The sequence below is a fragment of the Bradyrhizobium sp. RDM12 genome, from assembly GCF_051917485.1.
Lineage (GTDB): Bacteria > Pseudomonadota > Alphaproteobacteria > Rhizobiales > Xanthobacteraceae > Bradyrhizobium.
Genome location: NZ_CM133064.1, coordinates 3,307,971 through 3,320,213, shown reverse-complemented (window position 1 = coordinate 3,320,213; position 12,243 = coordinate 3,307,971). Strand labels below are relative to the sequence as shown.

Here is a 12,243-nt window from a genome sequence, read left to right as displayed (position 1 = left end):
GGTTCTCGTGTCTCTTCACCGCCCTCTTCAATGAGTCAGAAATACGGGGCATTGCTTGCTCTAAGTTTTCTGAAATGAAGGCAACTTTTCGATGAGTCGCTCTAGTAATTCAACTATCTTCAAGTCGACCCGTTCGCCAACACTACGAACGTTCCAAAGGCCGGACGAGGAGATCTCGGGTCGGCTGGACCACCGGCCTAGCCAGGCCTCCGAGGAAGTTTCCAGAAACGCTCGATCTTCCGTCATGAGGGCGATCAGGTGATGCTCCATGACCGCCCGCATGCTCGACTTGCCAGCATCATCGTCGATAGGAACGTGCAGCACTAGTAAGCGCGCCAAATAGGCCGACACTTGGCGCTCGAAGGAGTACTCGTGCTGCGTAATCAATTTGTTCGCACTTTGCCCTTTACCCCAATTGGGAAAATCCTCGTTCCGGCCGTCGCGTGCGAGCATTGACTGCCCGACGTGCAATCTAAATACTGAAGCTCGGTGGTTACCTGCACCGTCGCGCGTCCCGAAGTGTGTTCTAAGACGATTGCGCAGCGTGGCCTTGGATCCGATCGAGACGGCATGCGTTCCAATACGCACAAGTCGGGGCAACTTCTTGGAGAACGAAGTCGGCTCTGTTGGATCGAAGAAGAAGTACACGCCCTTCGGGGGCAGACCGCCGGAGACAACCTCGGCAAGAGTGCGGCTTCCCAGTGACTCCGCCAACCCTTCCAAGATGCGATAGAACCTTTCTATCGCCATCTGTCGCTGTCGAATACGATAGGCGCCATCAAGGACGCTCAGACGCATACCGAGAGATAGTCCTTCTAACGGCAAATCGACACGCCGGGCGAAACGCGGCAGATTTTGACGAAGTGGCTCTACATAGTCGTTCCCCGCAAGCAACATCAGGCGCTTGCCGCTCGGAAAAGCTTCATTGATCTGCTCGGCGGTGCGGCGCCCCCATTCGTCGCGAAATGCACGATCGGCTCCCTTCAGCGTCACGTCATATGGATCGATGACGGTGTCCGGAGCGATCAGGCCATGTTTGGCCGATAGTATGCCGAATGGAAGATGGTAAGCGTCGGCCAATCGCCGGGATTTCACGAACAAGGCCGAAGTATAGAGATCGCCGGCGGGCGCCCTGTAGTCTCCCTTGGTCTTGCTGCAAGAAATTAGGAGATGAGTCTTCTTAGGATCTAACCGCTCCATCCGCCGAATAAGAGTAAGACCCAAGGTCGACGGCGAACCTTCCTCTAACGAAGCGACTTGCTTCGGACTCATCCGCTCCCCCTGTCGTCGATACTGCGAATGTATAGAGTATTGCCTTTGCGTGCATCGGACGAGGTTGGCAAGTCCCGCTTTTCGACAGAATTCCCTGAGGCGTGGAGGCCCCTCTCGAGAACTCTTACGACACAGCTCTTGCGCTGCGGTAAACTGTTCGACGAAGCGGCCTAATGACCGGCCTGTCAAGCCGTCGGTCTTTTTATCGACGAAGGTCTATCTGGTTCGACGGCTTTCGTGGCGACTTAGACCATCGCTTGAATGGGCCCGCCGAGTGAGCACGATGAGCAACGGCTCAGGCTCGGACATTGACCGTTCGTGAGAACGTTTGTCGCACGAGAGCGTCTAAATGGCTCCAAAATGCGTCTAAACGTTCACACTCCGTACTTCGTGAGTAGGACGTTAGATGCTTGATTTTGTGAGGGGATTTATGGTGGGCGCACCAGGGCTCGAACCTGGGACCCGCTGATTAAGAGTCAGCTGCTCTACCAACTGAGCTATGCGCCCGAAAGGCGGTCAGTGCCTTGCGAGGCCGGTCGTTTAGCAAAGCGATCCGGGTCTGGCAAGCGATGTGGGGCATGTTTTCCAAGGTTCTTCAACAACCCCGGAAATGCGAAAAGCCGCTGGATTCCAGCGGCTTTTCCAGGGTGAATATCCGGGAAATCCCGGAGCGCTCAAAGACGCCCTTCCCGATCCGGGCCGTCGTCACGGTCGCCACCGCGGAAGTGGTCCATGCCACGCTCCATCATGCGGTCCATGTGGCGCTCCATGAAGTGGCGGCGCGGGCCGTCCTCGCCGCCGCCGAACGGGCCGCGGTGGCGGGTCAGCATGGCAAGGCGGCGCTTCTGGCCGTCATCGAGACTCTTGTAGAGCGGATCGGCGGCATCGGCGATCTTCTTCAGCGCGGCCGAGGTCGCGCCCATGTCGTCAGCGCGCTGGCGCAGGCGGGCGACCGGATCGTCCGGCTTGTCACCGTTCCTGCCAGCGTCACCCGAGCCTGCGTTCATCCGCGCATTGGCGCGGTCGATACGCAGCTTGGCCAGGTCGCGCACGGCGGCCTCGACCGGCGGCCACAGCTTCTCCTGGTCGGCGTTGAGCTTCAGCCCGGCATGGACCGCGGCGATCCGCGCGTCGACGAAGGCGGCGCGGTCTTCGGGGTTCATGCGGATGTGGCGAAAGTGCTCCATCCACGGGCGATGATATTGGGCATAGACCGCGCCCGAGCCGGCAATGCTGAGCACGGCGATGGCAGCGATGGTGAACTTCCTCATACGAACCTCCTCTGGAAGGATGCCCTGAAGATGAGGGTCGCGAGGCCGGTGTGCAACTTACAACTTGGACAGAGAGGGCGTTCTTTCAGAGATGTCATTCAGTTGAACGTCCGTTCAGCTACCGGCGGACATGATTCGTAACAAAGAGAGCTTCCATGCAGCCTGCACGGAAGCTCTCCTTCACATTTCATCTAGATCAGTTCGTCGTGCTTTTGGCTTCCTTCAGGAACTCGTCGATCAGCGGCTGGCCGACGCGGCTCGCCGCATCCTTGTAGATCGGCTCCATCGCCTTGCGCATCGCCTCGTCCTGCTCCGGCGTGAGCTTGATGATCTCGCTCTTGCCGCTCTTCTTGATCTCGGCGAGCGCGTCGTCGTTTTCCTTCTGCGACTGCGCGTTGTTGAAGTCGGTCGCTTCCTTCATCGCCTTCGAGAGCTGGTCGCGGATGTCGGCCGGCAGATCGTCCCAGAACTTCTTGTTCACGATCACGACGTAGCCGATGTAGCCGTGATTGGTCTCCGTGATGTACTTCTGCACCTCGTGCATCTTCTGGGTATAGATGTTCGACCAGGTGTTCTCCTGGCCGTCGACGACGCCGGTCTGCAGCGCCTGGTAGACTTCCGAGAACGCCATCACCTGCGGAAGCGAACCGAGCGCCTTGAACTGGGCCTGCAGCACGCGCGAGGACTGGATGCGGAACTTGACACCCTGATAGTCGGCCGGGGTCACTAGCTTCTTGTTGGCGCTCATCTGCTTGAAGCCGTTGTCCCAATAGGCAAGGCCGGTGATGCCCTTCGGTTCGAGCAGCTTGAGCAGCCGCGCGCCGAGCGGGCCTTCCGTCACCTTCCGCAGCGTCTTCAGGTCGGGGAGGATATAGGGCAGATCGAACACCTCGAACTCGCGGATGCCGAGCGGGCCGAACTTGGAGTTGGACGGCGCCAGCATCTGCACGCTGCCGAGCTGAAGCGCCTCGAGTTCTTCCTTGTCCTTGTAGAGCGACGAGTTCGGATAGACCTCGATCTTGACCTTGCCGCCGGTGTACTTCTCGGCGAGTTCCTTGAATTTCTCGGACGCCTTGCCCTTCGGGGTGTCGGTCGCGACGACATGGCTGAACTTGATGATGATCGGGTCGGCGCTGGCGGGGCCGGCAAGGCTCAAGGCCAATGCCGCGACGGATGCCGCGATCGCGAAGGTGCGCATAATCTCTCCCTGTTGTTCTTGGGCCGTCCGGCGCGCGGACGGCCTATCCTCATGCCACGCACTTCAATACAGGCCGGCGTCCAAGCGTGCTATTGGCAGTTAGCAGGGCTGCTATTCATGGAGAACGCCGCAAGCGCCGCTGCGCGACCTCTCCCGGAGCGAGAGGGTTGGGGAGAGGGTATCTCCGCGAGCGAGACGCCAAGAAGATAGAGCCCTCACCCGCCACGCTTCGCGTGTCGGCCTCTCCCGCACGCGGGAGAGGCGAAGTCGGCAGCCTCAGCTCGCCGCAGCCGTCGTCACGGTGTCGCGCTGGCGCTTCATGACGATCTTGTTGAGCGCGCCGAGATAAGCCTTGGCCGAGGCGACCAGCGTATCCGGATCCGCCGCGCGCGCCGTCATCGCACGTCCCTCATGCGACAGGCGCACGGAGACTTCCGCCTGCGCGTCGGTGCCTTCGGTCACCGCGTGGACCTGATACAGTTCGAGCTTGGCCTCGTGCGGCACCAGGCGCTTGATGCAGTTGAACACGGCATCGACGGGGCCGTTGCCTTCGGCTTCCTCGATCTTGATCTGGCCGTCGACGTCGAGCTTCATGGTCGCGCGCTGGGGGCCATGGGTGCCGGCGATCACGGTCAGCGAGGTCAGCTTGATTCGATCGTGCGACGCCGCCATCTCCTCGTCGACCAGCGCCTCGATGTCCTCGTCGTAGATGTCCTTCTTGCGGTCGGCGAGCGCCTTCATCCGCGTGAACGCATCTTCCAGCTGGTTCGGGCCGAGCTTGTAGCCCATCTCTTCCAGCTTGTGCACGAAAGCATGACGTCCGGAATGCTTGCCCAGCACCAGCGAGGACTGCTTCAGGCCGACCATTTCGGGCCGCATGATCTCGTAGGTGGAGGCATCCTTCAGCACGCCGTCCTGATGGATGCCGCTCTCATGCGCAAACGCGTTCCGGCCCACGATCGCCTTGTTGTACTGCACCGGGAACGAGGTCGCCGCAGAGACGACCTTCGAGGCGCGGGTGAGCTGCGTGGTGTCGACCTTGTTCCAGAACGGGAATTTGTCGTTGCGCACGTTGATCGCCATCACGATCTCTTCGAGCGCGGCATTGCCGGCGCGCTCGCCGATGCCGTTGATGGTGCACTCGACCTGACGCGCGCCGCCGACCACGCCGGCCAGCGAGTTCGCCACGGCCATGCCGAGATCGTTATGGCAGTGCACGGAGAAAACCGCCTTGTCGGAGTTCGGCACCCGCTCGATCAGCGTCTTCATGAACTGGGTGTATTCGTCGGGCGTGGTGTAACCGACGGTGTCGGGGATGTTCACCGTGGTCGCGCCGGCCTTGATCACGGCCTCGACGATGCGGCACAGATAGTCCATCTCGCTGCGGGTGCCGTCCTCGGCCGACCATTCGACGTCGTCGATCTGGTTACGGGCGCGCGCGACCATCGCGACCGAGGTCTCGATCACCTGCTCCGGCGTCTTGTTCAGCTTCACCCGCATATGCAGCGGCGAGGTCGCGATCACGGTATGGACGCGACCGCGCTTTGCGAATTTCACGGCTTCGGCGCAGCGGTCGATGTCGGCCGGATGCGCCCGCGACAGGCCGGCGATGACGGCGTTCTTGGAGCGGCGGGCGATCTCGCTCACCGCCTGGAAGTCGCCTTCGGAAGTGATGGGGAAGCCGGCCTCGATGACGTCGACGCCCATATCGTCCAACAGTTCGGCAACCTCGAGCTTCTCCTCGAAGGTCATGGTGGCGCCGGGGCACTGCTCGCCGTCGCGCAGTGTGGTGTCGAAAATGATGACGCGGTCCTTATCGGACTTGTTCACGAGGGCCATTGTCGAATTTCCTTTTGAGCGTTCGCGCCGTCAGTCTGCTGGGCGCTTGAGGTGTCCGGTGATCTCGACCAACCCCTGAGCGCCCAGGCGCGTGGCGCCCAGCCGGCCCTCAGGGGCAAGTAAGAAGAAGCCCGCCAATGAGGAGGGTGGGCAGCAGCGCGGCCGGGATCGTGGCGGCGGCCAGAGCCACCTCCCCCGAAATCCCATCAATTTGGCCGCGAATCAGCATTGCCAGACCCTTTTGAGCCCCAAATCCTCGGGCAAAACCGTTGACGCTTGGTTGCCGGGAGGCTCAGTACGTCGTTTTTAGACGAGAAATGGCCGCAACTGCAACGCCAAAAGATGGTCAGCATGGGTGACCCGCCCTTCACGGTGCGGTCCTGGCGAAAGCAGGACCAACCGCGAAGCCGCTTCTGTCAATGCGCAACGCTCGCCGCCATCCTTCGGGGCGCGCCAGGCCGGGACGAAGGTCGAACTGGTGGTCTCTGGCTAGCCCGCGCGGCGCGAGCGGGCTCTGCTTTCCCAGCGATCCAGCATCTGGCCGAGTTCACCGATGGCAGGGGACGGAGTTTCGTTGGTGTTGGCGGGAACGACGGGACCAAGCCAATCCGGCTGCGTGTAGCTGTGCGAACGGCGAGCCGCGGCGCGCCGTTTGCGGGACTGCAAATCGCGCGTGAAATAGCCGGCCGCATACGCGATCCCGAGCAACACGATCAATGTGATGACACCCTGCACCATTGGCTGCGGCCTTTCTCTCGCGGTTTTCTGCGCAGCAATAGGGGCGACGTCAAGGCTCGACCGGGTCCAAACTGGGGCTCCGCCAATCCCCCACGACCGCGCGAATTATCGCGTCAGACCGTGCCGAATAGCGGTTCTATTCCCGGCCGCCCTCGCAACCGGGGATGAATGGGGCTAACCTTGCACTTGCTCGGCCTGATCAACCGGCCAGCTGACCACAACCTGGGAGGACGCGAATGACACGCCAACAGCAGCGTGAGCAGGATGCTGCGTTTTCACGACGAACCCTGGTGCAAGGGCTTGCGCTCGGCGCCGCGGCCACGATGGCAGGAACAGGCGCCGCGCTGGCCCAGACCGGCCCTGCGGCGCCGCCGACGACAATCACCACCCCGCCGCGCGATTTCGGCCCCAACGGCGCACCCACCACCTATTTCTGGGATCCCGACGTCATCGCGGTCGATCCGTCCTTCAACGATCTGGCGCAACCCAACACCGCGATCAAGCGGCTCTACACCGGCGTGCTCTGGGCTGAAGGTCCGGCATGGAGCGCCCAAGGCCGCTATCTGTTGTGGAGCGACATTCCCAACAACAGGCAGATGCGCTGGAGCGAGGACGACGGCCGCGTCAGCGTGTTCCGCGCGCCCTCCAACAACTCCAACGGCAACTCGTTCGACTTCCAGGGACGCCAGCTCTCCTGCGAGCATCTGACCCGGCGGGTGACGCGCTACGAGCATGACGGCACCGCCACCGTGCTATGCGACAATTACAACGGCAAGAAGCTGAACTCGCCGAACGACGTCGTCGCGCATCCCGACGGCAGCTATTGGTTCACCGACCCACCCTATGGCGGCCAGCTCTATGAAGGCGAGCCCGATACGGCGGGCGGACCGACCAATGCGCCCGGCAAGCTCAATCCGCGGATCGGACAGCCGGCCGGCTTTACGCCGGGCAAGCGCGAGCTGCCGACCAATTGCTATCGCATCGATCCCTCAGGGCGCGTCGATCTCGTCGTCAGCGAGGAGCAGGTGCCTGATCCGAACGGGCTGTGCTTCTCGCCCGATTTCAAGAATCTCTATGTCGTCTCGACCGGCAAGGGACCGGGCGACACCGGCCCCGGCGGCAAGGGCGAGATTTTCGTGTTCGACCTCGGTAGCGACAACAAGCTGTCCAACCTGAAGAGTTTCTCCGATTGCGTGATCGACGGCGTCAAGTGCGGGCCGGACGGCGTGCGCTGCGACGTCAACGGCAATGTCTGGGCCTCCAGCAACGCCGGTCGTGCGGTCGGCTATAACGGCGCGACGGTGTGGTCGCCGGACGGCAAGCTGCTCGGCCGCATTCGCCTGCCGGAAGTCTGCGGCAACATCTGCTTCGGCGGACCGAAGCGCAACCGCCTGTTCATGGCCGCGAGCCAGTCGCTCTACGCGGTGTTCACCGCGACGCAAGGTGCAGGGCCGGGCTGAGCAGGCGTGAGCCGAATTGCGACGAGGCGCCAGCGTGCTCCGCCGGCGCCTCGAACATGCGTGCGACGTCGCCCGTCTGGCGAAGAGGTCTCCAGGCCGATATCGGCCTGTCGGCATTTGCTGTTACGTCCTGGAACGTGGCTATTCGGGCTAGCCCGCATTTCTCACACGACCGATTGCTCAGCGACGGAGGATAGGAGGATTTGGCAAGGCAACGGGGAGCCGTGGCGCTGAAGGCGCAGCCGGCGATTTGGTTTTGAATGTCTCCGTTGGGCCTGTTGGTGATGCCGCCGATTGAGCGCGTCGCAGCGTCGCGTGTCAGGCCGGCGAGGCGCGAGCCTTGGCGGCTTCGGCCAGGCGACGAGCCGCGTGTCCCCACGGCTGAGCGGCTGGGCAGGCCGAGGCCATGGCGATCCTGATGCGGCGGACGCTGATGCGCACCAGTGCGCCGATCTTGAGGAGCTTGAGGCGGATGGTGCCGCAGGTGGCGTCCGCAAAGGTGGTTTCGGCAAGGCCGATGCGCCGCAGGGCACAGATCAGCACATAGGCCATCGAGGCGAACCACAGCCGCAGCTGGTTGGCGCGCATGGTGGCGGCCGAGGTGCGGTCGGCGTAGAGATCGAGCTGGCACTCCTTGATGCGGTTCTCCATGTCGCCGCGGGCGCAGTAGATGTCCTCATAGAGCTGCCGCACGCCCGCCGCGCTGCGCTTGAGCGAGGTGACGACGAAGCGCGGATTGGCCTCGCCTTGCGTCCACTCCGCCTTGGCGACGACGCGGCGCTCCTGGCTCCAGGTGTCGCGCGTACGCCATTGGAAGTCCTTGAAGCGGCGTGCCGGTTGGCCGGTCGTCTCGGCTGTGGCTCTCGCCGCGGCGAGCTCCTCCTCGATCATGGCGACCAGGCGCGTGTTGCGGGCGAGCCCGAACAGATAATCCACGCGGTTTTGCTCACACCACGCCATCAGCGCCTCGCGCGCAAAGCCACTGTCGGCGCGCAGCACGATGCGCACGAACGGCCAGCGGGCGCGGATTTGCCGGACAATCCGCGCGATCTCCGCGACACTGCCTGCGCTGGCATCGATGTCGGCGCGCCGCAGCTTGGCCGCCAGCAGATGCCGGCCGCAGAACACGTACAGCGGCAGATAGCAGTAGCAGTCGTAATAGCCGTGGAAGAAGCGCCCCTCCTGATGCCCGTGCAGAGGATCGTCGGTGGCGTCGAGATCGAGGATGATCTGCGGCGGCGGTCGCTTGTGCGCCTCCAGGAACAGCGTCACCGGCAACGCCTCGATCGCCGCCGCGTCGTAGGCGATCTTGTGATAGCGCGAAGGTTCCTCCCGGCCCAGTTCCAGCCGGTTCAGCGTCGACTTGCCGGCCACCGGTGCGCAGTCCTCGCGCCTGGCAACAAGCTTGCCCGCCAGCACCGCCATCAGCGGGTCGTGCCGCAACTCGTCGTGATCGTTGATGTCTTCGTAGCCAAGTGCGATGCCAAAGACCCGCTGTCCGACCAACGTTCCGACTGCGTGCTCGATCAAGTCCACCCGGCGATGATCGCGAAAGCAATCGGCAAAGCGCCCCACCAGATCAATCGCCCGATCAGACGCGCCCAGCAGCAGCGCGCCCGCATCCGACGTCACCAGGCCACCATCAAAAGCCGCTTCCACGATGCGGCCTTCCACCTCTCCAAAATCAAACCGTTCTGCGCTACACTGTGCCGGCATCGGGGCATTCCTTGAATCACCGCGAAGTCCTTCTCGCAAAAGAACTTTCGCTGATTCGCGCCCCGATGCGCCTCAACACTGTGAGAAATGCGGGCTAGGTTGTCCCCGCAACGATAGGCTCGGGTCAGGAAACCAACCATGCGCGTTGTGATCTGCGGCGGCGGCGTGATCGGAGCCTGCACCGCTTACTTCCTCCGCAGGCACGGCGTCGATGTCATCGTCGTCGAACGAACGCAAGTGGCGGCCGCGGCCTCCGGCAAGGCCGGCGGCTTCCTCGCGCGCGACTGGTGTGCGGGCACGCCGCTCGATGCGCTGGCGCGACGCAGTTTTGCGCTTCACGCACGACTACCGGAAGAAATCGCGGGCGATTGGGGCTACCGCCCGATGAGCACGTATGGCGGCTACGTGGCGCCCGATGGCGATCCGCGCCGGAATACGCCATCCGCGCTCGGCTGGCTCAGCGACGGCGTCGTCATCGCACAGCGCATCGGCACGATCGAGACGACTGCGATCGTTCATCCGAAAAAATTCACTTCCGCCGTGATGAACGCAGCGCTCGCGCAAGGCGCCGAACTTCGCCTTAGCCGCGTCACCGGCATCGTCCGCGATGCGACGCGTGCAAAGGGCATCGCGGTCGACGGCAGCACCATCGAAGCGGATGCCATCGTGATCGCGATGGGACCATGGTCGCTGCTCGCGGCGCAATGGATGAGCCTGCCCGCTGTCTACGGCCAGCGCAGCCCGAGTATCGTCTACGACATCGGCCCCAACGTGCCGGCCAATGCGTTGTTCCTGGAATGCGAGACGGATGGCGGCGGCGTGTCGATCGAGGTCTTTCCACGCGCCGACGGCAGCACGCATATCACGGCGCTGTCCGACGTCGCGCCGCTGCCGCTCGATCCGGCGGCCGTGACGCCGGACCGCGATGCGATTGCGCGCCTGCAAGCCATGTCGGAGCGGCTGTCGCCACTGTTTCGCCCCGACAAGGTCATCGCGCAGCAGGCCTGCTTCCGTCCCGTGACCGAGGACGGCCTGCCGCTGATCGGCCGGGTGCCGCAGAGCGACGGTCTCTATGTCGCAACCGGACATAATGTGTGGGGCATCCTGAATGCGCCCGCGACCGGCGAGGCAATGGCGCAGCTCATCGCCGAAGGCGGAACGCGCCAGGTGGATCTCACGCCGTTCGATCCCGCTCGGCTCGCACCGCTCGATCCATCGCTGCTTCAAGCGCGCTGAGCAGCTCAGCAACCCCTTTCTTGTGGCCTCGAATGCTCGTGCATGCCCGCCGCCAAAATCCGCATGGCTACGTGCGGAATACTGATCCGCTTTGCCCGATATTTGCGCAAACGCTAGACTTTAGTCCTCAACGTACAGTCCTGAATACAGTTTCACTTGCCGCGGATTCTCTCGTCGCTATAGTCCCGCCAATAGCTCAAAGAAGCTTGGTTCAAGGGAGAGAACAACATGAATTACGCAGTCTCTGGTGCATTGCGAAGTGTGCTTGGTGCGGCCGCGACCGGCGCATTGCTGGCTGCGTCAAGCGCGGCCTTTGCGGCCGATCCGATCAAGATCGGCGTGATCGCCGAGGCGCAGGCGATTGCCGGCGCATCGATCCCGCAGGCGGCGCAGCTCGCCGCCGACGAGATCAACGCCAATGGCGGCGTCGACGGCCGCAAGATCGAGATCATCGGTTACGACAATCACTCCTCCTCGGCCGACTCGGTCCGCGCCTTCCAGCGCGCGGTGAACGAGGACAAGGTCAACGCCGTCATCGCCAGCTACATCAGCGAAGTGGTGCTGGCGCTGGAGCCCTGGGCTTCGCGGCTGAAGACGCCGTTCGTGACGCCCGGTGCTGCCTCCAACGAGATCAGCAAGAGCGTCCACGCCGACTACGAAAAGAACAAGTACACCTTCCACGGTTATCTGACGTCGGCCGCACTGGCACTCTCCGTCTGTGACGGCGCCAAGGACCTGCTCGTCGACAAATTGCACATGAAGACGGCGGTCATCATGAGCGAGGACGCCGCCTGGACCAAGCCGCTCGATGTCGGCTACGAGGAGTGCCTGCCCAAGATCGGGCTGAAGGTGCTCGACCACATTCGCTTCTCGCCTGATACCACCGACTTCACGCCGATCTTCAACAAGATCGAGGGCTCGAAACCCGACGTGATCATCACCGGCATCTCCCATGTCGGCGTGCAGCCGACGGTGCAGTGGAAGAACCAGCAAGTGCCGATCCCGATGTTCGGCATCTCCTCGCAGGCGACCAACGAGACGTTCGGCAAGGACACCAATCAGGCCGCCGAAGGCGTGCTCTATCAGGGCGTCTCCGGGCCCGGCGTCGCGGTGACGCCGAAGTCGGTGCCCTTTGCCGAAAATTTCAAGAAGAAGTTCGGCAACTACCCGTCCTATGCCGGCTACACCGCCTATGACGAGGTCTACTACATCGCCGACGCCGTGAAGCGCGCGGGCTCGACCGATGCGGACAAGCTGGTCGACGCGCTGGAGAAGACCGACTGGGAAGGCACGATCGGCCGCGTCCAGTTTTACGGCAAGGACGATCCGTTTACGCACTCGATCAAATACGGCAAGGGCCTCATCACCGGCTTGATGCTGCAATGGCAGGACGGCAAGCAGAGCGCCGTCTGGCCCAAGGACGTTGCCAAGGTCGACATCAAGTTCCCGAGCTTCATCAAGCTCAGCAACTGATCGGACATGCTCCCGGGACCACCTCCCGGGAGCTTCCATT

The 12,243-nt window shown here is 62.8% G+C and carries 9 protein-coding genes and 1 tRNA gene; 3 read left to right on the top strand and 7 right to left on the bottom strand.

What is annotated here, in order from left to right:
• Window positions 1-60: 60 nt before the first annotated feature.
• From ACTGJ9_RS16040 to ACTGJ9_RS16015, 6 genes are all read right to left on the bottom strand, one after another.
• Window positions 61-1,272, bottom strand: coding sequence for a DUF6884 domain-containing protein (locus ACTGJ9_RS16040; RefSeq protein WP_456677843.1), 1,212 nt, complete (start codon window positions 1,270-1,272; stop codon window positions 61-63).
• 431 nt (window positions 1,273-1,703) lie between these two features.
• Window positions 1,704-1,779: transfer RNA gene (locus ACTGJ9_RS16035), tRNA-Lys, on the bottom strand.
• A gap of 167 nt (window positions 1,780-1,946) precedes the next feature.
• Window positions 1,947-2,543, bottom strand: a complete 597-nt coding sequence (locus tag ACTGJ9_RS16030) for a Spy/CpxP family protein refolding chaperone (protein ID WP_456677842.1) — start codon at window positions 2,541-2,543, stop codon at window positions 1,947-1,949.
• A 196-nt stretch (window positions 2,544-2,739) separates the two neighbouring features.
• Window positions 2,740-3,741, bottom strand: coding sequence for a TRAP transporter substrate-binding protein (locus tag ACTGJ9_RS16025; RefSeq protein ID WP_456677841.1), 1,002 nt, complete (start codon window positions 3,739-3,741; stop codon window positions 2,740-2,742).
• A gap of 276 nt (window positions 3,742-4,017) precedes the next feature.
• Window positions 4,018-5,580, bottom strand: a complete 1,563-nt coding sequence (locus ACTGJ9_RS16020) for a 2-isopropylmalate synthase (protein WP_456677840.1) — start codon at window positions 5,578-5,580, stop codon at window positions 4,018-4,020.
• Window positions 5,581-6,069: 489 nt separating this feature from the next.
• The gene (locus ACTGJ9_RS16015; protein ID WP_456678539.1) at window positions 6,070-6,315 is read right to left on the bottom strand and encodes a hypothetical protein; all 246 of its coding nucleotides are present in this window, start codon (window positions 6,313-6,315) and stop codon (window positions 6,070-6,072) included.
• A 239-nt stretch (window positions 6,316-6,554) separates the two neighbouring features.
• On the opposite strand from ACTGJ9_RS16015, the gene ACTGJ9_RS16010 reads away from it, so the two are divergent.
• Complete coding sequence (locus tag ACTGJ9_RS16010) at window positions 6,555-7,778, top strand: SMP-30/gluconolactonase/LRE family protein (RefSeq protein WP_456677839.1); 1,224 nt, start codon at window positions 6,555-6,557, stop codon at window positions 7,776-7,778.
• Window positions 7,779-8,096: 318 nt separating this feature from the next.
• Here ACTGJ9_RS16010 and ACTGJ9_RS16005 read toward each other — a convergent pair whose 3' ends face one another.
• The gene (locus ACTGJ9_RS16005; RefSeq protein WP_456673068.1) at window positions 8,097-9,494 is read right to left on the bottom strand and encodes an IS1380 family transposase; all 1,398 of its coding nucleotides are present in this window, start codon (window positions 9,492-9,494) and stop codon (window positions 8,097-8,099) included.
• Between the two features lie 138 nt (window positions 9,495-9,632).
• Here ACTGJ9_RS16005 and ACTGJ9_RS16000 point away from each other — a divergent pair, with 138 nt between their 5' ends.
• Entirely contained in the window at window positions 9,633-10,730 is a 1,098-nt protein-coding gene (locus ACTGJ9_RS16000) for an NAD(P)/FAD-dependent oxidoreductase (protein WP_456677838.1), read from the top strand.
• A 228-nt stretch (window positions 10,731-10,958) separates the two neighbouring features.
• The gene (locus ACTGJ9_RS15995) at window positions 10,959-12,203 is read left to right on the top strand and encodes an ABC transporter substrate-binding protein (protein WP_456677837.1); all 1,245 of its coding nucleotides are present in this window, start codon (window positions 10,959-10,961) and stop codon (window positions 12,201-12,203) included.
• Window positions 12,204-12,243 lie beyond the last annotated feature (40 nt).

Excerpts from the sequence above, each read along its gene's own strand:
- ACTGJ9_RS16005 (WP_456673068.1), bottom strand. The coding sequence starts at position 9,494 with ATGCCGGCACAGTGTAGCGCAGAACGGTTTGATTTTGGAGAGGTGGAA.
- ACTGJ9_RS16025 (WP_456677841.1), bottom strand. The coding sequence starts at position 3,741 with ATGCGCACCTTCGCGATCGCGGCATCCGTCGCGGCATTGGCCTTGAGC.
- ACTGJ9_RS16000 (WP_456677838.1), top strand. The coding sequence starts at position 9,633 with ATGCGCGTTGTGATCTGCGGCGGCGGCGTGATCGGAGCCTGCACCGCT.
- ACTGJ9_RS16010 (WP_456677839.1), top strand. The coding sequence starts at position 6,555 with ATGACACGCCAACAGCAGCGTGAGCAGGATGCTGCGTTTTCACGACGA.
- ACTGJ9_RS15995 (WP_456677837.1), top strand. The coding sequence starts at position 10,959 with ATGAATTACGCAGTCTCTGGTGCATTGCGAAGTGTGCTTGGTGCGGCC.
- ACTGJ9_RS16030 (WP_456677842.1), bottom strand. The coding sequence starts at position 2,543 with ATGAGGAAGTTCACCATCGCTGCCATCGCCGTGCTCAGCATTGCCGGC.
- ACTGJ9_RS16020 (WP_456677840.1), bottom strand. The coding sequence starts at position 5,580 with ATGGCCCTCGTGAACAAGTCCGATAAGGACCGCGTCATCATTTTCGAC.
- ACTGJ9_RS16040 (WP_456677843.1), bottom strand. The coding sequence starts at position 1,272 with ATGAGTCCGAAGCAAGTCGCTTCGTTAGAGGAAGGTTCGCCGTCGACC.